19 protein-coding genes are annotated in these 24244 nt (G+C 57.6%); 11 read left to right on the top strand and 8 right to left on the bottom strand.

Translation table 11 applies throughout. The annotated features are described in order from the left end of the window. The first annotated feature begins 173 nt into the window (after positions 1 to 173). Positions 174 to 845, top strand: a complete 672-nt coding sequence (gene npdG, locus DVK00_RS13895; protein ID WP_101351502.1) for an NADPH-dependent F420 reductase — start codon at positions 174 to 176, stop codon at positions 843 to 845. A gap of 130 nt (positions 846 to 975) precedes the next feature. Here npdG and DVK00_RS13890 read toward each other — a convergent pair whose 3' ends face one another. From DVK00_RS13890 to DVK00_RS13870, 5 genes are all read right to left on the bottom strand, one after another. Further along, the gene (locus DVK00_RS13890) at positions 976 to 1359 is read right to left on the bottom strand and encodes a PaaI family thioesterase (RefSeq protein WP_101351501.1); all 384 of its coding nucleotides are present in this window, start codon (positions 1357 to 1359) and stop codon (positions 976 to 978) included. 161 nt (positions 1360 to 1520) lie between these two features. After that, a complete protein-coding gene (locus DVK00_RS13885) occupies positions 1521 to 2525 on the bottom strand; it encodes an LLM class flavin-dependent oxidoreductase (RefSeq protein ID WP_101351500.1) in 1005 nt (334 codons plus the stop codon). Positions 2526 to 2609: 84 nt separating this feature from the next. Next, on the bottom strand, positions 2610 to 3878 hold the full coding sequence (locus tag DVK00_RS13880) for a Xaa-Pro peptidase family protein (protein ID WP_101351499.1): 1269 nt from the start codon (positions 3876 to 3878) through the stop codon (positions 2610 to 2612). 113 nt (positions 3879 to 3991) lie between these two features. After that, the gene (locus DVK00_RS13875) at positions 3992 to 4954 is read right to left on the bottom strand and encodes an NAD(P)-dependent oxidoreductase (RefSeq protein ID WP_121537143.1); all 963 of its coding nucleotides are present in this window, start codon (positions 4952 to 4954) and stop codon (positions 3992 to 3994) included. A 61-nt stretch (positions 4955 to 5015) separates the two neighbouring features. After that, positions 5016 to 6719, bottom strand: a complete 1704-nt coding sequence (locus DVK00_RS13870; RefSeq protein WP_121577876.1) for a thiamine pyrophosphate-binding protein — start codon at positions 6717 to 6719, stop codon at positions 5016 to 5018. Between the two features lie 1166 nt (positions 6720 to 7885). Between DVK00_RS13870 and DVK00_RS13865 the strand changes: the two genes are divergently transcribed. The 10 genes from DVK00_RS13865 to lpdA all read left to right on the top strand — a co-directional run bounded on the left by DVK00_RS13865 (position 7886) and on the right by lpdA (position 20379). Next, positions 7886 to 9085, top strand: a complete 1200-nt coding sequence (locus DVK00_RS13865; protein WP_121537330.1) for an ABC transporter substrate-binding protein — start codon at positions 7886 to 7888, stop codon at positions 9083 to 9085. A gap of 185 nt (positions 9086 to 9270) precedes the next feature. Further along, positions 9271 to 10389, top strand: coding sequence for a pyridoxal phosphate-dependent aminotransferase (locus DVK00_RS13860; RefSeq protein ID WP_121512689.1), 1119 nt, complete (start codon positions 9271 to 9273; stop codon positions 10387 to 10389). Between the two features lie 262 nt (positions 10390 to 10651). Beyond that, positions 10652 to 11749 (top strand): branched-chain amino acid ABC transporter permease, encoded by a 1098-nt coding sequence (locus tag DVK00_RS13855; RefSeq protein ID WP_121577875.1) that lies wholly within the window; start codon positions 10652 to 10654, stop codon positions 11747 to 11749. Continuing rightward, positions 11746 to 13053 carry a branched-chain amino acid ABC transporter permease gene (locus DVK00_RS13850; protein ID WP_121577874.1) on the top strand — a complete coding sequence of 436 codons (1308 nt, stop codon included), beginning with the start codon at positions 11746 to 11748 and terminating at the stop codon, positions 13051 to 13053. The genes DVK00_RS13855 and DVK00_RS13850 overlap by 4 nt, the downstream gene beginning before the upstream one ends. Further along, a complete protein-coding gene (locus DVK00_RS13845) occupies positions 13046 to 13873 on the top strand; it encodes an ABC transporter ATP-binding protein (protein ID WP_121577935.1) in 828 nt (275 codons plus the stop codon). Before DVK00_RS13850 ends, DVK00_RS13845 begins: the two co-directional genes overlap by 8 nt. After that, a complete protein-coding gene (locus tag DVK00_RS13840) occupies positions 13870 to 14574 on the top strand; it encodes an ABC transporter ATP-binding protein (protein WP_101351912.1) in 705 nt (234 codons plus the stop codon). The genes DVK00_RS13845 and DVK00_RS13840 overlap by 4 nt, the downstream gene beginning before the upstream one ends. 682 nt (positions 14575 to 15256) lie before the next feature. Continuing rightward, positions 15257 to 16405, top strand: a complete 1149-nt coding sequence (gene pdhA, locus DVK00_RS13835; protein ID WP_121537133.1) for a pyruvate dehydrogenase (acetyl-transferring) E1 component subunit alpha — start codon at positions 15257 to 15259, stop codon at positions 16403 to 16405. Then, positions 16402 to 17418: an alpha-ketoacid dehydrogenase subunit beta gene (locus DVK00_RS13830; RefSeq protein WP_101351910.1), complete on the top strand. Its 1017-nt coding sequence runs from the start codon at positions 16402 to 16404 to the stop codon at positions 17416 to 17418. Before pdhA ends, DVK00_RS13830 begins: the two co-directional genes overlap by 4 nt. A 1-nt stretch (position 17419) precedes the next feature. Further along, complete coding sequence (locus DVK00_RS13825; protein WP_101351909.1) at positions 17420 to 18946, top strand: dihydrolipoamide acetyltransferase family protein; 1527 nt, start codon at positions 17420 to 17422, stop codon at positions 18944 to 18946. Then, the gene (gene lpdA, locus DVK00_RS13820) at positions 18946 to 20379 is read left to right on the top strand and encodes a dihydrolipoyl dehydrogenase (RefSeq protein ID WP_121577873.1); all 1434 of its coding nucleotides are present in this window, start codon (positions 18946 to 18948) and stop codon (positions 20377 to 20379) included. The genes DVK00_RS13825 and lpdA overlap by 1 nt, the downstream gene beginning before the upstream one ends. Before the next feature lie 200 nt (positions 20380 to 20579). Here the strand turns inward: lpdA and DVK00_RS22285 are convergent, their stop codons facing one another. The 3 genes from DVK00_RS22285 to DVK00_RS13800 all read right to left on the bottom strand — a co-directional run bounded on the left by DVK00_RS22285 (position 20580) and on the right by DVK00_RS13800 (position 23937). Next, positions 20580 to 20708 (bottom strand): hypothetical protein, encoded by a 129-nt coding sequence (locus DVK00_RS22285; RefSeq protein WP_255410436.1) that lies wholly within the window; start codon positions 20706 to 20708, stop codon positions 20580 to 20582. Positions 20709 to 22309: 1601 nt separating this feature from the next. Next, positions 22310 to 22924: a rod-determining factor RdfA gene (gene rdfA / locus DVK00_RS13805; protein WP_121577872.1), complete on the bottom strand. Its 615-nt coding sequence runs from the start codon at positions 22922 to 22924 to the stop codon at positions 22310 to 22312. 128 nt (positions 22925 to 23052) lie between these two features. Then, the gene (locus DVK00_RS13800) at positions 23053 to 23937 is read right to left on the bottom strand and encodes a universal stress protein (protein ID WP_121512698.1); all 885 of its coding nucleotides are present in this window, start codon (positions 23935 to 23937) and stop codon (positions 23053 to 23055) included. Positions 23938 to 24244: the final 307 nt, after the last annotated feature.

Raw genomic sequence — 24244 nt, 5'->3', positions numbered from 1 at the left:
GTGCCCGGTTTTTACGGCTGTAGTAGCCATTGACAATCAATGTACACCCGAGCGCACGGCTGCAGTGTGCTCGGTATTAATTGTTTCAATTGTTACTGCAGTATCAGGGACGGTCGTCAGCGAATTGTGTGACAGGACAAAGCTTCTTGTTTCAAGGGGCGTTATGCGGGCGCATGGAGTTAGCCATACTTGGCGGTACTGGTGATATCGGTGAGGGACTTGCGATGCGCTTTGCCTCCGACACAGACCACACGATTACCGTCGGCTCGCGGGACGCTGCAAAAGCCAGCGAGCGAGCCAGAGCGTACGAAAAGCGATTGTCCGCTCACGATGTTGAGACTGAAATCAGCGGAACTGACAACAGCAGTGCCGCGGCTAGCGCAGACGTGGTTATCCTGGCCATTCCGCCACATCACGTCGGCGATACAGTCGAAGAACTAACTGAAGATAACGTGCTTTCGGATCAACTACTCATCAGCCCTGCTGTCGGGATGAGCGGCGACGGAGATGGACTTCACTACCGACCGCCGTCGACGGGAAGCGTTACCGAATTTGTCGCACAGCGGGCCCCTGAATCGGTTCCAGTGGCGGGCGCATTCCACAATCTTGCGGCGGACCGGCTGGCGGATCTAGAGGCCACGCTCGATGTGGATACGCTGGTCGTCGCGGACGATCCGGCGGTCAGTGACCGCGTCGTGACGCTAACTGCTGACCTCGCGGGCGTCCGACCGATCCCTGCTGGCCCGCTTTCGAACGCCGCGGAAGTCGAGAGTCTGACGCCGCTGCTCATCAACATCGCTCGATACAACGAGGGGATGCACGATGTCGGTGTGACTTTCAATTAGACGCCGGCAACGTTCTGTCCTCCGCCACGGCTCAGATAGTAGCGCCGCGCGGTCGATTGCACTCTTGCTTTCGACGTCTCTGCAAACCGCCACACTCAGACATGGGCCTGTTCACTTGCCGCAGCTGAGCTTAGCCTGTCTTGTAGACGCCGCGTGCAGTCGCGACCTGTGCACCGTCTTCGGCGTACACCTCGACACTGACGACGCCAACGTCACCACCGTGCCGAATCACGTCCGCCTCCGCTCGGAGGTTCCCTGTCCCGGCTTCGAGGTAATCGATGCGCATATCGATGGTGGGCACCGGCTGTTCGACGAGGGACACGAGAGCGGCCCCACCAACAGTGTCGGCGAGGGTGAATGTAACACCGCCGTGGGCCATTATTTGGTCCTCGTTCCACGACAGTTCCTCGCGCATCTCGATGTGGCCTTCGGCGTGCCCGTTATCGACGGTGGTTATCTCGATATCGAGCAGGTCGGCAAACGGCATGTTCTCGAAGAATGCTTCGATGTCCATACTCATCAATTAGGTTCTTTACCTAGGGAAATAAGTATTGGTGTTCACCGGGTCCGAAATCCACGGGCGACACGCAGATAACTGCTGGCGCGCGCTGTCACAACCCTCTCCGCCGGACTGTGTCTGTCGTCTCAGCAGCTACCGACACGGTCTGGCAGTCTCTAGCTGACCTTCGGTCGCACCTCTTCACCCAGCCGCCGGATGCACTCGGCCATTTCCTGCGTTCCGGTTCCGGGGTGGTACGTCCGGAAAATGAAGTGGATGTCATCGCCCAGCGCCTCCCGGTACGTTTCCAGTTCGGCCGCGACTTGGTCGGGTGTCCCGAAGAGAGCCTGTTCTTTGAGTTCCTGTTTGCGGTCGTCGTCCAGTTCCGGAACCGTCTCGCCCGAGAATATCTCCTCGTACCGGCGCTGGATGTAGAGGTAGCCGTCGCGCATCTGCTCCCATGCGTCTTCGCGGGAGTCACCGACGAACCCGTGCTGGAGGACATACACTTGAAAGTCGCCCTCGATTTCCTCGTCGTCACGGACGTGCCTGATATCCTCGACACGCTTCCGGACGCCATCGACTGACAGCGACGACGGGGCACACCATGCGTCAGCGGTCCGGGCGGCCCGCCGGACGGCAGGTCGCGACGCCCCACCGAGCATGAGAGGAACATCGTGTGCTGGCTTCGGTGTCACAGTGACATCCGATGAGATGTCGTGGAACTCCGGCTCGTAGTCGAGCGGTCCGTCAGACCAAGCACCGCGAAGCGTATCGACCGTATCGGCCAGCCGGTCAGCCCGCTCGTCGTCGGGAATCCCGAAGGCATCAAACTCGGAGACGTTTGACCCGATTGCCAGCCCGAGGGTAGTTCGGCCACCGGAGATCTGATCCACCGTTGCGATATCCTCGGCGAGCCGGATTGAGTCATACAGCGGCGCGAGTGCGATACAAGAGCCGATTTCGATATTATCGGTGACTGCAGCTAACGCCCCGAGTGCCGGTGTGACGCCCGACAGATAGTCGTCGTCGAGGAAGTGATGCTCTGAGACCCAGGCGCTATCGAGACCTGCGGTGTCGATAACTGCCCCCAGTTCGAGCATTTCGTCGTAAATGTCACTGGTTTCGCGGTCGTCGTCCGGGCGCTGCTGACAGGTAAACAGGCCTGTTCCCAGTTGCATACCTCTCAATTACGACGCGACCGACTTAATGGTAGTGACGCGCTGGCAATCGGACAGTGCGTGAGACCGGCTGGATACTGCCAGTCAGTAGTCGATTCGAGTAATCTCCGAAACGGGCCACTCACTGAGGATCTCAACGCCGTTCTCGCGGACAACAACCATCTCTTCGACGCGGACGCCCTGCCGTTCCGCGGGTTGCATCGTCTCGACAGCCATCGTCATGCCCTCCTCGATTTCGATCGGATGGTCCGGTGAGAGCCCGCGCCAGATGAGCGGCGTCTCGTAGAGCTGTAGCCCCAGCCCATGCGCCCAGTGGTTGGTCGTCATCTGCCAGAACTCGTCGGCGTCGTACCAGTCCATATGCTCGCCGTCTCTGTCGGGGAAGCCCTTGCAAATCTCGTCGGTCGTGGCCCCCGGCTCGATCCGTTCGAGGACGTCATAGAGGTCGTCACGGGCCTTCTCGTAGGCGTCTTTCTGTGCCTGCGTCGGTTCGCCCATGCTGAACGTGCGGTAGTAACAGGAGCGGTAGCCCAGATAGCCGATGTTGTAGAAATCAGCGTACACGAGGTCGTTCGGTCGAATCACCCGGTCGGTCGTGTTCGCCTGATGTTTCGGCCAGGTGTTCGGGCCAGAGGTCACGTAGCCACCCTGGGCCATTGCGCCGTGCCGCCAGAGTTCGCCGACTGCATCACCCCAGACTTCAGATTCCCGCTTGCCCGGTTTTGCACTCTCAGTAATCCTCTGGAAGCCTGCCTCACAGATGGCAGCGACCTGTCGCAGACACTCGACCTCGTCGCGGGTTTTGGTCTTCCGCGCGTCGAGCATAATGTCAGTCGCCGCGCTGGTGTCGACATCGACGCCACGGTCCTCGAACTTCTCGATGAGCGCCCCGTTGCCCACGTCGATGCCCATCGGCTCCCGGTCGACACCGTACTCTTCCATGGCGGTGTACACCGTCTCGGCCATCTTGTCTTTGAGCCAGTCGCGCGCGGCAGCGCTGCCCGACGCCCGAGGAACGTTGCCGAGTCCCGGACAGGCATATCGGATGTCGTCGAGCCAGGGACAGTTGAACCGCTGGTTCGATGCGTGGTCCGCAGTGTCCCAGTGGACGATATCGCCGTCTTCGGTCAGGAGCGTGTAGTGGTCCGCCCCGCTCCCGCCGGTCATCGCCAGCCCGGTGACGTACCGGACGTTCGGGTCGTTGATCAGCAGCATCGACCCGAGTTCGGAATCCCGCAGTCGGTCGAGAGCTCGTTCTTTGCGTTCGCGTCGCATCCGCTTGACGTCGATCCGTTCTTCCCAGTCGACGGCCATGGTGCCACGCGTTCCTTCCATGAAGTCGCGCTCGTACATCACGTAGGCGTACAGGCAGGTCCCTAATCAAACACTGGGGTCACTCTGGAGCACTGAGCGAAACGCGGGCGAACCCACGGGGTGCAGTACGCTTCGAGGGCGGGACTGGCGTTTCAGAGCGGTTCGAGGCCGTTCTCCTCCCGGAGCGTGTTGATGTACGACCGGAACCCGGATTCGAGGCCGTACTCGACCTCGTAGCCGAAGTCTTGCTGCGCAGCGGTCATATCGAGATTCTGGGTCCAGGGGAGTTCGCCCTCATCAGAGACCGACAGGTCGGCATCCGGGACGATTTCCCGGACCGTGTTGGCGGCTTCGCGGATCGTCGCGAGGACGCCGCGGACGTTGTAGATGCGCTGGCTGAGATTGTCCTCGTCGACGAACGTCGCTTTCCGGAACGCCTGTGCGATATCGCGGGCGTGTTGCCAGTCGATTACCTGATCACCGTACTCGACGCTGAACGGTTCGCCGAGTGCCGGCTTCTCGATGATGTTTGCGAGGAACGCCGAGCCTCCGGTTTCGCGGTAGGGGCCGTACGCCACAGTCGGGCGGAGTCCAACGTGGTCAACATCGTAATCCTCGTGGTAGACACGGGCCTGATGTTCGTTGTACTCTTTTGTCGCGCCGTAGAGCGTATCAGGATAGACGAGTTCGTTCTCATCGACGTAGTCGGCGGCGTAATTATGTGGCGGCGCGTACACCGCCGCGCTGGAAGCCCATGTGACGCGCTCGATCTGGTCGTCGAGGGTGCGTGCAGCCTCGAAGATGTTGTTGGTCCCCTTGATGTTGACATCGAGGCCAGCCCGCGGGTTGTCCCGTGCCGTGTTCGTCAGCAGTGCCGCGAGGTGCACAATATGCGTCGTCTCCGTCTCTTTGACGGCACGAATCACGTCCGTCGCCTCGGAGACATCACCGCGCCGGATAGTCACATCGTCGGCGACACCCAGCTTCGAGAGGATGTGGTCGTCCGTCGAGAGGTCGTAGGCGACGACGTCGTGACCGTGTTCGATGAGGTCCTCGACGACATACGAGCCGAGGAAGCCGGTTCCGCCGGTGACGAGTACTGTTGTATCTGTCATTGTTGTATCAATGTGTGTTCCGTAGTTGATTTATATTCTTTGCTAAACCATGCTCGGGACTTCATTCGTGCAGCCCGCCGACTTCCTTGTAGAACGACGACTGGAGGGACTCGACCATCTCTTCGTCGCGGTCGATGCGAACGTCGATGACGAACGGGACATCGGCGCTGGTTCCTTCTTCGAGTGCAGCCGACAGTTCAGCGGGCGTTACTGCCCGCGTCGCATCAGCGCCGAACGCCTCGGCTGCCTTCACGAAGTCAGTGTCGTGGAACTCGACACCAGCGATGTCGCCCGCCTCGTGTTGCATCTGACGGACCATGCCCAGGCTGGTGTCGTTGAGGACGACGAACGTGGGCGCGACGCCGTTCTCGACGGCTGTCTCCACGCTGGTCATCGTCATCGTGAAGCCACCGTCTCCCGCGACGGCGATGATCTCTTGTTCCGTCGTGATGGCGGCTGACACTGCGGCCGGTGTTGCCCATCCCATCGCGCCGACGCCGCCACTCCCGTAGTAGGTCCCGGTGTCCGGTGTCTGAAGATAATTGAGCAACCAGAATCGGTTGTTGCCGGAGTCGGCGGTCACAATCGTTTTCGAATCAACCACTGCCTCGATCTCCTTGACCGCCCGCTGTGGCTTGATTGGCGACGCGTCCGACTCACATCTGGGGGCGTAAAACGACTCCTGCGCCGCGGCCGCACGGTCGTGCGCCCAGTCGTTTCCAGCGCTCTCGGGAAGGTTCGCCGCCAGGTCGTCGAGACTGTGTGCCGCATCACCGATGAGTGCGACATCTGCGGGGTAGACCCAGCCAGCGTTGCGCGTGTCGATGTCTGCGTGAATAATAGTTTGCTCGTCAGGCCGGATGAACTCCGGGGACTGCCAGTTCGTGTCCATCGGGTTCATGCGACAACCCACGACGAGGAGGACGTCTGCCTCGCTGACGACCTGATTTGCGCCCTCGTGCCCGAAGGAGCCGATAACGCCCGCAGCCAGGTCGTGGGTTTCGGGGAACGTCGACTTGCCCAGATAGGAGGTAGTGACGACGGCATCAGTCGCCTCTGCGACAGTTTCGAGCTGGTCGTAGGCGTCGGCGGCGTGAACGCCGTTGCCGGAAATGATGACCGGGCGGTCAGCTTCGCTCAGGGCTGTTATCGCTGTCTGGACGTCCTCACGGGCCGGTCGCGAGTCCCAGTTTTGCACCTGATCGTGGCCGTCCCAGACCGGCGGAATCGGGTCGTCGGGCATTTCCTCGGTGACGGCGTCGCCGTCGAGGATTATTGCCGTTGGCCCGGGCCGGCCGGCAGTCGCGTGTTTGAACGCGAGCTGGAGGCTTCGTACCGTCTCCGTCGGTGAGCGCGGGAACCAGTTTTCCTTGGTGTAGGCATCGAGCGCTGACGGGAGGTCCAGCCCACCGTAGTCACCGCGAGCCTGCTGATACGGCGCGAGCGTCGAATAGTCGCCCCGCTCGCTGGCCTCGGTAATGACGACCATCGGTGACGAAGCCAGTTTTCCTTCCATCTGGCCGATTGCGCCGAGGCTCCCGATCCAGGGACCTTGTCCCGCGAGGACCCCGGGGTCCCCGGTGAGTCGTCCGTGCATCTCGGCCATGACGCTGGCTTCCCGCTCATCGCGTGGCCGGACCATCTCCACATCGGCATCCGGGACGTGGTCAAGAATCTCGATGGCGCGACCACCGGGATATCCGAAGACGTACTCGACGCCTTGCTCGTCCAGTTCTTCGACAAGGCGCTTTCCTGTGTCAGTCATACGTAGTAAATTTGGCTGTCATTATCGATCGTTGCGTTACGTCTCACTGTGGGTCACTCCCAAGATATAGAGTTTGGGGTGCAAAGGTACAGCAGCTATGGCTGCATGGGGGGCTCGGGTCCCTGCGAAACCAACTGACTTGCTGTGCTGTTCAAGTAATTCGATCATGAGACAGCACTGGAATCTGGGAGCATCACTCACTTTGGATGCCTGTAACCTCTGTTTTTCTCAATAGAACTGTTCTACTGATTCGAATAGGACTGCTCCCATCATATGAATAGTAGAATATCCAGGAAAAACAAGAGAAATTGGACGAATTGTCGGGGATCCCCTCTCTATTCGCCTGTACCTCTTGTGTAGACCACCTGTACTCCATAGCGCTGGATACGGCCGCTGACTGATTACAGTGGTACTGCTGTAACAGTTTCTGCGCCACAATCGGAGCTGCTGTTACAAACGTATGAATGTAATAGCAATGCGAACGTAGGCCCGTTTTATACCATTCAGCTAGTTTAGGTATATCCCTCAATGAATTGGCTTTCGGCGGCGTAGACACACCCACTCTTCGAGGTCACAGTGTGCGTGGGCCCTGGCTGTTCGAGTAGCTCGAACTGGCATCACACTACAGCCGGTTTATATACTAACGCCGTCCGGATAGTTGGCTGTCCAGTTGGAGCGTGACCACTGCGCGCCGAACCTGAGACTATCCACCGATGCGAGAACTGTCATACATTCTGAATATCGGTAGTCAACCGCGGGTGAGCGATTGGACACACGAATCCGCGGTGTGTCGAATACGTGCCTGTGAGGGTCGAGATTGCACTGTACCGGTCGGAAGGTGTTGCGACGCCCTGCCGTCGACACCGTTCGGAAAGTTCGAACGGCTATCCACTCTGACGTGGCACGTACTGACAGTATGGCACGAGCAGTTCAGACGAGAGTGTTTCGACTCTCTGTGCGTCTGGTATCGGACAGGGATTGCCCGCAGCGAGGGACAATACAGTAGCGCAAGCGGAACAGTCGGGAGTGGCTGTGCCTGACTTAGACCCTCTCGAGGCCCCTTTCGTCCCTGTGCAGACTTGCTACGGTTCATAATAACGTTTATCACGAAAGATTGTGTCATGGCGAGTGTTGCGATGCACGATACAGTCAGCCGTCGAACTGTCATGAAGAGCATTGGTGCCGCAGGCGCTGTCGGACTCGCAGGCTGTTCGACAGACGGTGGGAGTAGTGGCAACACCATCAGCATGGGCATCCTAATGGGGGTAACAGGTGGGCTGTCCGAAGTAGGCCCCGCAATTCGAGATGCAGCAGAACTAGCTGTAAAGCAGGTCCGAGACGCGGACAACGGGTTCGCAGTCGATACGCAGTTCGAGAACACGGAGACCAAGCCGAGTCGGGGCGTGAGTGGTGCAGAAGCCCTCGTGAACGCCGGGTATCCGATGATCTGCGGGGGACTGGCGTCGTCAGTGACGCTGCAGGTTGCCGAGAACGTTGCCATCCCGAACCAGACGGTTATGTGTTCACCATCGGCGACGTCGCCTGATGTTTCCTCGCTCGAAGATAACGACTTTGTGTACCGGACACCGCCAACGGACAAGCTGCAGGGGTCGCTGCTGGCACAGATAGCGGCCGAACGGCTTGAGAAAGAGAGTGCAGCCATCCTCTTTCTCAATAACGCGTACGGGAACGGCCTGTCGAACGGTTTTACCAAGACGTTCGAGTCGGAGTACGGCGGTGAGGTGCTGAATCAGGTCTCGTACTCGGCGGGTCGGTCCTCCTACACCTCACAGTTGCAAAACGCTCTTGATGGCGACCCGGGAACGCTCGTGATCATCGGCTACCCCGAGAGCGGGAACAAAATCTTCCGGAACTTCTACGAGAACTTTGACAGAGCGGACATGGATATCCTGGTCCCAGACGGACTCAGGGCCGATGACTTGCCCGGGAACGTGGGACACGATATGACAAACGTCCGCGGAACCAATCCGTCCTCGGCCGGTCCGGGAATCGAGTACTTCAGGTCGGCATACGAGGAGGAGTACGGCTCTGCACCGGGGCCGTTCAATCAGCAATCGTTCGATGCTGCGGCAGTCCTCATGCTGGCACGCGCAGCAGCTGGTGAAGATGACGGGACTGCAGTCCGGGATCACATGCGGGCAGTCACAGACGCCGGTGGCGAAACGGTCGGCCCTGAAACCCTGGGAGAGGGCGTGTCGCTTGCGGCCGAAGGGACCGAAATCAATTATCAGGGAGTCTCAGGCCCAGTCGAGTTCGATGACAATGGTGACCTCGCCAGCGCCGTGTACAATTACTTCAGGTACACAGAGAACGGCACAGAAAACATCGAGCAGGTCGAAGTCTAACGGAAACGTCGCTGGGCTTTCTCACTCACAGTTGCCTGTGTTCCAGAGACGGTCATCTCGGACGATGGTGTGACACAACCGTGACTCAGGTCGTCCTATACACAGTCTCTGTGGCAGGACTGGTGCGATAGTCATTGTCAGACAACCGAAAGACTATAATCAAATACCGTTATACTCATGAACTGATGTCTCAGTACGCAGCACGCGTCGAAGCGATGGATATCAGTGGCATCCGTGAAGTCTTCGAGGCGGCAGGCGAAGACGCAATAAATCTGGGTCTCGGCCAGCCTGATTTTCCCACTCCAGAGCACGCTCGGGAGGCAGCGGTGAGTGCGATTCAGGATGGGATGGGTGATTCATACACCTCCAACAAGGGGATTCCAGAACTCAGAGCGGCTATTAGTGACCGCTACGCCACCGACAACGGGCAGGACATCCCGCCCGAAAACATCATTGCTACTGCCGGGGCAAGTGAGGCCATTCACGTTGCAATCGAGGCCCATGTCCGGCCAGGCGACGAAGTGCTTTGCCCTGACCCCGGATTTCTGGCCTATGAACAACTGGTCTTACTCGCCGGCGGCGAACCAAAGCGGGTCGAGCTCAGGGACGACCTGACACTCGACCCCGCCGCCGTTGAGGATGCCATCACGGAGAACACGTCGCTGTTTATCGTTAACAGTCCAGCGAACCCTACCGGCGCGGTGCAATCGAAGCGAGACATGGCAGAGTTCGCGCGGATCGCGGACGAACACGAGCTTATCTGCCTCTCCGATGAAGTCTACGAGAAGATTGTCTTCGACGGTGAACACCATTCGCCGGCTGAATTTGCCACCTCTGATAGGGTAATCCAGGCCAGCGCGTGCTCGAAAACGTACTCGATGACAGGCTGGCGGCTCGGTTGGGTAGCGGCCAGTGCAGAGCGAATCGAGCGGATGCTTCGAGTGCACCAGTACGTGCAGGCGTGTGCCAGCGCACCCTCACAGTACGCTGCCGAAGCGGCGCTTACTGGCCCGCAGGAACCGGTTCGAGAGATGGTGTCTGCTTTCGAGGAACGACGAAACGTTCTCCTCGATGGGCTGGAGGATATCGGCCTCGACACGCCGGTGCCGAAGGGGGCGTTCTACGCGATGCCTCACGTCCCAGACGGGTGGACCCAGAAGATGCTGGACAACGATGTCATCGTGGTCCCTGGCGAGGCGTTTGGGCCGAGTGGACGGGGACAGGCGCGAATTTCGTATGCCACGAGTACAGCTGAACTGAAAGAGGCGCTGGAAGTGATGCGAACGGTCACGAATTCGCTGTAGGGTGCCGCTGGCACTCGTGCTTGACTGTCCCGTCCGACGAGCGGCGTCACATTTCTCGTCGCGGGCGTCTGCGTCCGTGTCGGTGTCTCTCTTGCTACGCCACCCGCAGGAGAACCCCGCTGGATAAAGAGAGACTGACTCATTCTTGTTAGCTGTTGCCATGTGTAGTACTAGCAAGAAATTGGGACACAGCTTCGCCTCTCTCGGATTCTATGACGATTTTACATCAAGATTTTTAACACTGGGTACAGAGCACAAACGTATGGCGGCCCGAGACTACTACAGCCGTGGACAGAATATAGTGTACAACCGCCCAGAACTCGTTCTATTCGCGGTTATCGGCGTGTTTCTCGTCTTCGATATCTTTCGACAGCTAGGAACTGGAGCAATTGCCGCCACAGATCTCATGAGTTATCTCTGGAACGGCCTGGTACTCGGGATGTCGCTTGGACTGGCTGGCGTCGGCCTCTCAATGACCTACAGTATCCTCAATTTCGCGAACTTTGCCCACGGAGACTTGATTACGAGCGGTGCGTTCGCCGGATGGGCGGCGGCGTTTCTGATTGCCGGGCTAGGTGAATTTTCCGTCGAAGCGCTTGTCCTCATCGGCGGCCCGATTGCAGTCGGCTCAAACGAACTTGGAATAAACGTCGTCAATACCCCACTGGCCCTGCTGGCTGGCTTACTCGTCGCTGCGGTCCTGACAGCCGCCCTTTCGCTCTTGCTGGACCGAATCGTGTTTAAGCCGATGCGTAGCGCCGACGGTGTGACGCTGATGATCGCCAGCGTCGGTGTCGCACTGTTCCTTCGTAATTTTATCACCTACTCGTTCCTGACCGATAGCCGCGGACTGACAGGCGGAAACGTCCCCCAGTTTACTCTGGCGGGTGTTACGTTTGGCGGACACCAGATTACGCTGGTCGTCGTCGCCGCACTCCTGATGCTTGCTACCCACGTTCTGCTCCAGTACACCAAAATCGGCACGGCGATGCGTGCAATGGCTGCGAACAAAGACCTCGCGAAAGTCACAGGCATCCCGACAGAGCGCGTCGTCAAACTCACCTGGAGTATCGGCGGCGGGCTTACCGGGTGTGCAGGCTTTCTTATCGCATTACAGCAGGGAACGCTCACAGTAACAATGGGATGGGACCTGCTGTTACTGGTGTTCGCAGCGGTCATCCTCGGCGGTGTCGGTTCGATTTACGGGGCAATGGTCGGCGGTGTCATCCTCGGAATCGTGAGCCGACTCGCACTCGTCTGGATTCCGGCCAGTTTCCTTCTGGTCGCGGCGTTCGTTATGATGATCGTCATGCTGCTCGTGCGCCCGTCGGGGCTGTTCAGCGGGAGGACGACGGCATGAGTACGGGTTCTATTCAGGCACGGGCTGAGGGGTGGCTTGGCAACAACGACGTGCGCTTGCTCATCGCCCTGGCCCTCGCTATCGGGGGCTTGTACGCGCTTTTCAGTGCTGTTCTCGGGTTCCAACTGAATGGCACGGTCAACACGCTCCGGCGCGTCGCCTTCCTTTCGGCGATTTATGCTATGTTAGCGCTCGCGCTGAACCTCCAGTGGGGATACGCAGGCCTGTTCAATCTCGGTGCGGCTGGATTCATGGCCATCGGCGTTTACACGATGGGGATACTGACCGCTCCAGTGACGGCCAGTCCGCCCGGCTTCGGGCTGCCACTTCCGGTCGCGATTCTGGGTGCGATACTCGTGACCGGGGTCATTGGCGGCCTCGCAGCGTTGCCTGCGATCCGACTCCGTGCTGATTATCTTGCAATCGTGACTGTCGCGTTCTCGGAAATCGTGCGTCTCACATTCCGTGCGCCGGAGTTCGCGAACACCCGCATTGCCGGCGTTGCATTCGGAACGGGCGGTGCGACGGGCCTGTCCTTGCCATCGAACCCGATCCGGATTCTCTTTTACACGGACCCTGCCGCAACAGCCCCAGCACCCAATGCGCTGGGGACGGCGATATTCAGTGTCGTGGCACCGCTGGGAATCGAGGAGACGCTGGTTATCGGCTGGGCGTACGTGATTGTGTTATGCCTCTGTCTCGGCCTCTTGTACTGGCTGATGATCCGCCTCGGGAAGTCACCCTTCGGCCGGGTCCTCAAGAGCATCCGCGAGGACCAGCAGGTCACGCAAGCCCTGGGGAAGGACACGCGCCGATTCAAGATCAAGACATTCGCGCTCGGCTGTGCGCTCATGGGGCTCATCGCTATTCTCTGGCGTCTCTCTGGCGGGTATGCATCGCCACGGATGTTCAAGCCGATACAGACGTTCTACATCTTCATTGCGCTGTTTATCGGTGGGACCGGGTCGCCAACGGGAAGCATCGTCGGCGGTGCGCTGTTCGCCAGTCTGCTCTTCGAGGGCCCCTCGTTCATCCGGCGGGTTGTGGCGGAGTACCTCCAGCTCAGCAACGCTCCCGATACGCTTGTCGGTGCTATCGCCGAGTTAGGAACCCTTGATGTCACACCATTGCTGGCGTATTCCGTGCAGGATGTGAGCATCTCTGCGCTCCGGCTTATGCTGTTAGGTATTGTTCTGGTGTATCTCATGCAACGGCATCCGGAGGGTCTGCTGGGTCATCGAAAAGCAATCGCATCGAGTGTTGACCTCTCACGACAGGAGCCTCGCGAGGATGACAATGAGTAAGAACGCACAAGCAAGACAGAGCGGCCAGACCCAGAACGGACAGCAAGAACAGATACTCAAAGTGAAGAACCTGCGAAAGACGTTTGGCGGTATTACCGCCGTCGCTGATGTCTCATTCCACGTGGAGAAAGGGACTATCACTGGTCTGATTGGTCCGAATGGAGCGGGCAAGTCGACGACATTCGACCTCATTACCGGGGTGCAACGTCCAGACGGGGGTGCAGTCGAGTTCAACGACACGGAAATAACGGGGTATCGATCAGATCAGGTCGCAAATCAGGGCCTCGTCCGGACTTTCCAGATAGCCCGAGAGCTCTCAGAGATGACCGTGCTTGAAAACCTGATGCTGGCACCGCAGGACCAGGCCGGCGAAGCAGTCTGGCGGGCGGTCCTTCCGCGAGCCAGAACACAGGTCATCGAGCAGGAAAAGATACTCCGAGAACAAGCATGGGAGATGCTCGAACTATTCGAGATCGAACACGTCGCGCACGAATCTGCCGGCAATCTTTCAGGGGGCCAACGGAAGCTGCTTGAGATGGCGCGTGTGCTCATGACCGATCCCGAGATGGTACTGCTGGACGAACCGCTTGCGGGAGTCAACCCAACACTCGAAGAGAAACTCATTGACCGGTTGCAGACGCTCAAAGAGCAGGGCTACACCTTCCTCTTCGTCGAACACGACATGGACGTTATCATGAATAACTGTGATACGGTCATCGTGATGCACCAGGGGAGTGTCCTCACAGAGGGGCAACCGGACGCAGTGAAAAACAACGACAAAGTCCTCGATGCATATCTCGGGGAAGAGGTGACAGTATGAGCTTACTGTCAGTACAGCAACTGGACGCCGGGTACGGTGATCTGCAGATTCTCACAGAAATTGACATGGAGGTCGGACAGGGTGAGTACATCACTATCGTCGGCCCGAACGGCGCGGGCAAGTCCACTGTCATGAAGTCTGTGTTCGGATTGACGACGTACATGGGGGGTGAAATCGTATTCAATAACAGGGACATTGCCGGTGAACAACCGGAAGACATCATCTCATACGGGTTGAGTTTCGTTCCACAGAGCAACAACGTGTTTGAACCGCTGACGGTCACAGAGAACCTCAAGATGGGTGCATACACGCTCGATCAGTTTCCCGAGGAGCGGCTACAGGCTGTTTACGACCGGTTCCCGATACTGGAAACCCGGTCGGAGCAGAAAGCAGGGACACTGTCAGGCGGGCAACAACAGATGCTGGCGATGGGCCGTGCGCTCATGCTTGATCCCGACCTGTTACTGCTTGACGAACCCAGCGCAGGCCTGGCACCGGATCTCGTCGATGAGATGTTTGACCGCATCGACGAGATCAACGACGCCGGTACCGCTGTGCTCCTCGTCGAACAAAACGCCAAAGAGGCATTGCGGCGGTGTGATCGCGGTTATGTCCTTGTACAGGGGCAGAATCGACACGAAGACAGCGGTGAGGCACTTCTCAACGACCAACAGGTCCGCGAGGACTTCCTCGGCGGGTAGCTCCTGTCGCCCAGCACCGGCTTAGAGAGGGCTTTTTGTCGAAGGAAACAGTCTACGTGAGACACTCTACGGGCCGTTGAGCCGTTTCGGGCTGGTGGGTCCATGGTGGCGCATAATCAGTGCACGGATTTCAACGCTGCAGCCCCGGATTCAGCGAAATTATGGGAGTTTGATATATTTGACCCTTCACAGCACACCGTTATATCAATACATCCGCATTACCATTTGAATGTACGCTCTGTTACCAGTATCACAAGATGGAGGGTGTGAATATAATAGTTCAATATATTTTACTTAGCCCCTGACTCCACGCCGCTTCGGACCAGTAACTGTCACCGTTCACACCGGCATAGTATCTGTTACGTGTGAACGATTGTCGCACAAACAATAAGTATCTTCCATGTCAGACTTCACATATGCAACCGGGCTTGAACCCTACCGCCTGCCCTGCAGGTCAGCTGTCCCGGCAGTTAATGGACTGGGCACTGCCCTCCGCCACAGCCCCGTCTTTTACATTTTCGACATTTAAACTGGCGTAGACCGCTAGCGCACAGGTGGTCCCTGTGCCCTGGCGGAAAACGCCAGCCTTGAACACGCTCGGAGAGCTGTACCCAGCGGCTGTTCGGGTCATCAGGGTCTGTCGAGGGAACGTCTATCGAATATACAAACATCATCGAAAACAATGAACATGAAAAACGAAGCAGGAAACGCGGACTTGCCAGCGCCCGTCAGACAAGACTCGGAGCTAGTCCAGGTACTGGATGCTGAAGGCAACGTATTACCGCAGGCGTCTGTCCCTGATCTCTCAGATAGGCAGTTACTTGAGCTGTATGAGACAATCAAGCTCGCCCGTCACTTCGATCAGCGGGCGATCAGCTTCCAGCGACAGGGGCGACTGGCGACGTACGCACCAATGACCGGGCAGGAGGGGTCACAGGTCGCCACGAGCTTTGCGCTTGCCGAGCAAGACTGGCTGTTCCCGACTTACAGGGAGCACGCGGCGAAGTACGCTCACGGAATGGAGCTGGCATCCCTCTTCGAACCACTAAGAGGCTATCGGGAAGGATATGCAATCCCTGAAGGTGTCAACGTGATGCCGGAGTATATTCCGATAGCAACCCAGGTTCCGCAGGCTATGGGAATGGCCTGGGGACACAAGCTACAGGGCAAGACGGATACGGCCGTCCTGTGTCATCTCGGTGATGGTGCGACCTCCGAAGGAGACTTCCACGAAGGACTGAACTTCGCCGGGGTATTCGACGTCCCTGCTGTGTTCGTCTGTAACAACAACCAATGGGCGATTTCGGTCCCCCGAGAGCGACAGACTGCGAGCGAAACCATCGCTACAAAGGCACAGGCATACGGTATCGACAGCGTTCGTGTCGACGGACTGGACCCGCTCGCGGTCTACAAAGTCACCAGTGAGGCACTGGAGAAAGCTCGGAATCCAGCTCCCGGAGCGCTGCGGCCAACGCTTATCGAATCTGTCCAGTATCGCTTCGGCGCTCACACCACTGCGGATGACCCGTCCGTCTACAGAGACGAATCGGAAGAGGAGGCCTGGCGAGACCGCGACCCTGTGGACCGCATTGAAAAGTATCTCTACAACGAGGGCATCCTCGATTCCGACCTTGAGAGTGAGATCCAGGACAGTATCGAACAAGAAGTCAGCGAGGCGATAGAAACGGCGGAGCAGACAGAGACGAGTCCGGACAACATCGTCGAGCATGTGTACGAGGACGTTCCAGCGCGGCTCGAAGAACAGCGGGACGAACTGAACCGGCTGCGCGAGAAGTATGACGACGGCGCGTTCTCGGAGGTGCTGGAATGAGTTCGACAGCCAGTACGCAGACGGGGCAAAACGCACAGCGTCTCACCCTCGTGGAGGCGATACAGGACGGACTGTACACGGAAATGTCGCAGGACGATAGCGTCGTCGTTCTGGGCGAAGACGTCGGGAAGAACGGCGGTGTTTTCAGAGCAACCGACCAGCTATACGAGGAGTTCGGCGAAGACCGCGTCATCGACACGCCACTGGCAGAAGCCGGCATTATCGGGGCCTCGATTGGACTTGCCCAGACCGGCATGAAGCCTGTTCCCGAGATGCAGTTCATGGGCTTCATGTATCCTGCCTTCGATCAGATTGTCAGTCACGCCGCTCGCCTCCGGAGCCGTAGCCAGGGACAGTATTCGGTGCCGATGGTGATACGGGCTCCGTACGGCGGTGGCATTCGGGCCCCAGAACACCACTCCGAGTCGAAGGAAGCGTTCTTCGTGCACGAGCCCGGCCTAAAGGTCGTCTCGCCGAGCACGCCCTACGATGCAAAGGGACTGCTGGCGGCGTCCATCCACGACCCGGATCCAGTCATCTTCCTTGAGCCGAAGTTGATCTACCGCGCCTTCCGTGAAGATGTCCCGACAAAACCGTATGAAGTGTCGCTGAGTGAGGCTGCTGTCCCGCGTGACGGAAGCGATATTTCAGTCTACACGTGGGGAGCTATGACCCGGCCTGCCCTGATCGCAGCGGAGAACCTCAGCCAGTCACACGGCATCGAGGCCGAAGTCATCGACCTGCGAACTCTGTCTCCCCTCGATATAGAGACGATCACTGACTCGTTCAAGAAGACCGGGAGAGCCGCGATTGTCCACGAGGCACCGAAGACTGGCGGACTAGGGGCCGAAATCGCAACGACGATTCAAGAAGAAGCGCTCGTGCATCAGGAAGCGCCAATCAAACGAATCGCCGGCTTCGATGCCCCAATGCCACTTCATTCACTGGAGGATTACTACCTGCCACAGGCGGTCCGTATCCAGGACGGAATTCGCGAAACAGTCGACTTCTAACATGGTACGCGAGTTCGAACTCCCCGATGTCGGTGAAGGCGTCGCTGAGGGCGAACTGCTTCGCTGGCGTGTTGCGCCGGGCGACGCAGTTTCCGAAGACCAGCCGGTAGCGGAGGTCGAGACCGACAAAGCCGTCGTCGACGTTCCGTCCCCCGTTGACGGTGTTGTCGAAGAACTCCGTGCTACGGAAGGTGAGGTTGTCCCAGTCGGTGATGTGATTATCGTCTTCCGAGTAGAGGGTGAAAACGAATCAGACGAAACCGCAGTAACGCCTCCAGATGACGCCACCTCGGAAAGTGGCTCCCAGACCGACGACGAAGCTACACCACAGCCAACCGGAGATGCGCCGTCGGACCCAGCGGTGACCCAGAGCGTCCAGGTCCCCGCACCGCCGTCCGTGCGGCGTCTCGCCCGCGAACTGGGCGTTGATATTTCCAGCATTGCTGATTCGTCTTCTGGGCGCATAACAGAGTCAGATATACGCGCGTACGCGAGCGAGTCCTCGACTCAGGAGCGTTCAAATCAGCAGACCGCTGCCGCGGGGCAACGAGATCAGCAGTCTGCCCCGGCGCAGTCTGTCAGTTCGGCACAGATGCAAGAAACGGCAGACCGGGAAACGACCGTTGCTGTCCCGAAAACCAGACACATCGCAGCGGAGGAAGGAATTGACCTCAATACCGTTCCCACCGATGAACGAAAAGACGGAGAACCCTTTGTCACGCTCGAAACGGTCCGGGAGTACGCAGAGGCACACCAGCAAGCACAGAAAACGGATCGAGAAGCGGTAGCCAGGAGAGCAGCGACAGACGAGCCAGCGCGCCCGGAATCTCGAAAGCCATACACCGGAATCAGGCAGACGATTGGCTCGGCGATGACGGAGTCGAAATACACGGCCCCGCACGTCACCCATCAGGACGAGGTTGATGTTACCGCTCTGGTCGACGCTCGCTCGGCCCTCAAACAGGCGGCAGAGGAGCACGATATCCGACTGACGTATTTGCCGTTCGTGATGAAAGCGTGCGCCGCGGCTCTGCAAGAGAACCCACAGATAAACGTCTCTCTCGACGAAGCAAACGAGGAAATCGTCGAGAAACAGTACTACAATATCGGTATCGCAACGGCGACTGATGACGGCCTGCTGGTTCCTGTCGTCGAGGATGTCGATACGAAAGGCCTGCTCGAAGTCGCCGCTGAAACCTACGAAAAGACTCAGAAGGCCAGAGAACGGAGTCTTTCGCCGGAGGAAATGCGTGGCGGGACATTTACCATCTCGAACATAGGCGGGATCGGCGGGGAGTACGGAACCCCGATCATCAACCAACCGGAGAGCGCCATCCTGGCACTGGGAGAAATAAAAAAGAAGCCACGAGTCGTCGAAAGAGATGGTGAGGAGACGATAGAACCCCGCCATGTCATGACCCTCTCGCTGTCGTTCGACCACCGGGTGCTTGATGGCGCAGACGCCGCCCAGTTCACGAATGCCGTACAGAAATACCTGCGAAATCCAAATCTGCTCCTACTAGAATAATGGTTGTCGGAGATGTAACTACGTCGACTGACGTACTGGTTATTGGTGCTGGTCCCGGCGGATACGTCGCCGCAATCCGCGCCGCACAGCTTGACCTCGATGTCACGCTCGTAGAAAAGGGAGCGTACGGCGGAGCCTGTCTCAACCGTGGCTGTATCCCCTCAAAGGCCCTGCTCAACGCTTCAAAACTGGCAGCGGAGGCGGGCAACGCGGAGGAGCTGGGAATTTACGCAGACCCAACAGTTGCGCTCGACGAGATGATGGACTGGAAAGACGGCGTCGTCGATCAATTAACGAGCGGTATCGAGCAACTGTGTACGGCAGCTGGCGTGAACCTGCTGCAAGGGACTGCCGAATTTGCTGATGAAAACAAGATCAGAATCGTCCACCAGGGTGATGGACAGGGGTCTGAATCGCTAAAATTCGAATACTGCATCATCGCGACGGGGTCCCGGCCGATTGAAATTCCGGGGTTCGACTACGGTGACGAGTATATCGTGTCCTCTGCCGGCGCTTTGACCCTTGAAACAGTACCCGACGAACTCGCAATCGTCGGAGCCGGATACATCGGCATGGAGCTAGCGACTGTCTACAGCCGACTTGGAAGCGATGTCACGGTCGTTGAGATGCTGGAGCAAGCGCTTCCCAGCTATGAGCAAGACATTGCTTCGGTAGTCCGGCAGCGAGCGGAGAATCTGGGTGTGGATTTCCATTTCGGGTACACCGCGGACAGCTGGGCTGAGTCTGGCGACGAGGCCGTTCTGACTGCTGTCCCCGCCGACGGAGCGGCACACGATAGCGATATAGAGCTCACCGCTGACAGAATACTCGTTGCCGTCGGCCGACGCCCGGTGACTGACACGCTCAGTATCGATGCCGCCGGCGTCGAAACCAGTTCTCAGGGGTTCATTCCAACGGATAGCAGATGTCGGACAAACAAGGAGCACATTTTCGCAGTCGGTGACGTTGCTGGTGAACCGATGCTCGCGCACAAGGGATCGAAAGAAGGGGAGGTTGCAGCAGAAGTAATCGCTGGCGAGCCAGCGGCAGTCGATTATCAGGCCCTCCCGGCTGCCGTGTTTACCGAGCCGGAAATCGGAACCGTCGGGCTCACAGCGACCGAAGCAGCGAACGAGGGAATTACGCCTGTCACAGGTACGTTCCAGTTTCAGGCGTCTGGTCGAGCACTGACAGCAAACCGGACGGACGGCTTTGTCCGAATCGTCGCCGCAAAAGAAACCGAACGTGTGATCGGTGCACAGATTGTCGGTCCGGAGGCCTCTGAGTTGATTGCAGAAATCGCGGCAATGATAGAAATGGGGGCAAAACTTCAAGATATCGGTTCAACGGTCCACACGCACCCAACACTAAGTGAATCGATAATGGAAGCCGCACAGAATGCAAGAGGGAAAGCGATACACAGACACACCTGACTGAACCGAATTGAGACCTCAGTCTCTCTATCTACGTCCAAACTGAGGGAGACGCCACTCAATTACGGCCCATACGATACTACCTGCTGGTTCGAAGCTGTAACTCCGGAACAGACCGCCGCAAGCGAACTCCACGTCTCCTTTGCTGGCCACGTAATTCCGAAGACTGGTCCAAGGCGGCTGTCGACTATGAACCAGTGTCAGTCGTTTGCGACTGTTTGGGTTGCGCCGCCGTCTCTGGTGCTTAGCTTGCTGTCTTCTTCGGGTTTCGCTGTGTCTGTTGGCAACTCTTTGTACAGAATTCCCTTGCTGCTGTTATACTGTGTCATGAATTCACATGGCTTGTGGACACACGTAAACCCATCCCTTATTTCATATCATTAAATATTAACACTCATGGGATATTTATATATCAAACAATCCTGTAGAGCAACAAAATAGCGCATCTGTATAAAGTATATAGAAATAAACGGACGCTCAAACTATTCTTTGGAGAAAATACATAGGAAATAACCTTTACTTCGATAATTTTTACTATTTGGTTGCCGTCTGCGTAGCCCATAATATGAGTGTGGTGTATTATATACTGTATTTTTGTATATTTGTGGTCTATACCAGTCGAAAACAAAACGGGAATCTCAGATATTGGGGTACTGCGATGTCATGCATTCCTCTTCACAGAAAAAATGCTCTGTTATCTCTCCGCCTGAGTCTCGTATCGTAAGACCTCTGTACCTCATCTGTTCGCTGATCACCTGCCCACAGTAGTCACAGCGGTAGGTCGGTGACCCACCAACTAGGACTCGGGTCGACTTATTTTGAATTATCAGCTCGGTAGTGGTTGTGTTGCCGCTGACTTCCATAGCGCAGCGACCGGTTGCTAACGACTGTTCTGCGTCACTTTGTCCATTCATCGTTCGTATCGATTCGTTGTTGACGGGGGACGGTCTCGTTCTATCGACTGGTCCACACTACTCCACAGTCGCGATAATCGACTCACCGACGTTTTCCACCGATACCGGGGTACTGCCCGGGCTGCGATGGTCTACGCGGATTACTAGGCAGGCAGTATAAAAAACGTATAACCGGTCGCTACGACGGTAGCTGCCATTGTTTTCCGGGACGCTTCTCCCGTCTGGACACCCGGTTCCATGTACATATATAACAAACTATTGTATTTAATCATTTGGTTAGTGTGCATCAACTCATCTACTGAGACGGGGCTGTCTGCAAACGCCGGTAGTTGGTGGGTGTGAACAGCCCTCACATAATTGTTAAGTGTACATCCAATGAATCCATGCATATGAATCCGGGCGTCGACTGTACGGCTTGGAAAGTAAGCCCGCTGTCCCGGCACGTGATCGGTACGGATCGTTCTACATCTGGTTTTACATTTTTCAAGTTTTAAACTGACGTAGACCACCACAGTGCGGGCAAACGTCCGCACACAGGTGGAAAACGTCAGTCCCGGCTGGTCCCCAGAGCACCGGCCAACGGCTGTCGGGTCGTGATGACCCATCACACGACGCGCTGTGACACAAACTACAAATCCACACTCAGCACCATCATGAACGCACAAAACACGCAGGAGTATCGTAGCCAACAACCAGCGGACATCGCAAACGCAGACCAGGCCCGGAATGCAGCCCCCGAAAGTGTCGAGAGCCAATCTATCAGGGTCGTCATTAGCTCGATTGCAACGCGCCACTGCGACCACTGCGGAGCACCGATCGGGGAAAACGTCCAGTATCGAAATGTCACTACCAGAGATGGGGCCGGCAACGTCACGGAATACGCGTTCTGCAGCGTCGACTGTAAGTCCGCCCGGTTCCCGAGGCTCGACTGATTACCTTCTGTCGGGGAACTGCGTCTGCTTACAGACCCGCTGGCTGGGCTGCCAGCGTTCCTGTGCCTGCTTGGGAAGAAACCCTCATTCGGACTGGCAGTCGCAGCCACCCTGTTCCAGAAATGCGACAATATCGTAGCTACGGCCACAGTCCTCACACAGTACCTGCAGTTCGTTGATGATGTTGAAATCGCCCGCTGAGATGGCGTCGTTTTTTTCTAAGCTCTCGATAGTTTGCCTCGTCACGGCGGTGGTTCGCCCCCGGAGCCGCTGTATTCTGTCAATGGCACTTTCTTTCCGTTCTTCGGGTGTCTGCTCGGGCCTAGCCGCGCCCCGATCGTTCTTGAGATAGCGATACACCGTCTGGTGGGAAATAAAATCAGCCATCACGGATTCGATATCGACTCCGCTCTGTTCGAGGCGGGAGCGTATGAGTGGGGCGTCGGCGTCGTCTTCACTGAGTGACTGATAGACCTGTTGGACATCACCACTCAATGTCGGGGCGTCAACCCCTTCAATAGCGGATTCGAGCACTGATTGATTGAAATACTCCGCAAGGTCGCGGGTGCTTTGTTCCTCTCCCTCGTCACCAACCCATCGGCTCTCAAGCTCTGCACCCATCCCGACAAGACCGTACTTCTGAATCACGGCATCGACCTTGCTCGTTCCTCCACCGGACTGTGAGTCGTCTGTGGTCATGATCCGATTTAGGTGGTGGCCATAGTTACTAAACACTCCCGCATATCCAGAGTCCGACCACGGTCCCGCACACGCAGCGCTTTCTCAGACCCGTGCTCTGGGATGTGCTGACAGATTCACGAACCGCCCTACTCATCTGATTCAGCGTCGGGCTCACGAACCCACGTCACTGGAACTGGGGACGTCCGGACGATTTTCGCGCTGACACCACCCATGACGTACCTGCTGAAATCAGTCTGTCCGTGAGTCCCCATAACCGCGAGACCGATCTGGTTCTCGTCGATGTAATCGCGAATCACCTTTGATGGGGTACCGTGTTCGATGGCGGTGGTGACCGAGTCAAGCGACGTTTCCTCAACTCTCTCGGTTGCCTCGGCCATAATTTCGTTCGCCCGATCAGTCAACTCCCCTTCCTTCAGGACAGAGCGTGCATCGAGCCCGAGACCGCCGGTCTCGACAACGTGGAGCAGATGGAGTGTTGCCCCCGTCGCGTTTGCAACAGCAATCCCCTGTGTCACTGCGACCCCCGCGCCACGGCTGCCATCTGTCGGGACAAGGACGTGTGTCGGCGGATACACGAGTGACCGCTCTCCTGCGGGGTTGACCGCAATGACGGGAACCGTCGCCGTGTTGATGACACGTTCGGTGACGCTTCCGAGGAGGATTCGCTTGATCCCCCGCTGTCCGTGTGTCGGCATGACAATGCAGTCAATGTCGGACTGTTCGCTGTAGTCGAGTATCGTCCTGTGCGGGTCTCCTTGGAGAACCGTCGAGACGACTGGGACGCCCTCATCCTTCGCATGTTGCGCGGCTTCCGCCACAATGCGCTCTCCTTCTGTTTCGAGAACGTCGATGACCTCTCCACGAATCGTTGTGACACTGTCTCGGCCAGTATCGGCGACGTTGAGGATATGCAATGTCGCCTCGTGCTCGGCTGCGATCTGTAGCGCGTATTCAAGAGCCGATTCTGCGGCGTCGCTCCCGTCAGTCGGGAACAGGATGGTGTCGTACATACTGGGAGTCGCTTGTTTGCACTCGGTCAGCTATCTGGGCAACGGAGGGCGTTCCGGGGTGACTGAAGACGGATTTCTGTTTGCACCCGTCCGTGACTGTGACTTCTGAGCCTTTGCTGTGTCAGCGTCCGCGCAGCGAACTGGTCGGCTCGATGTCGTTGCAGATGCATCGTAATCCAGAGACGCTGTTCGATGAACTACACAGTGGGATCTAATAACATCTCGCCTGCGGAAGTTTCTTGCCCGCTTCGGATAGAGGATGTACAGCGTCGCCGTCAGGTACCTCGATAGGAGTGGTCCGATGACA

Source organism: Haloarcula sp. Atlit-47R, from assembly GCF_003665985.1.
GTDB classification, from domain to species: domain Archaea; phylum Halobacteriota; class Halobacteria; order Halobacteriales; family Haloarculaceae; genus Haloarcula; species Haloarcula taiwanensis.
Note: the sequence above shows the minus strand (reverse complement) of the source record. Positions and strands in the feature narration are given on the sequence as shown.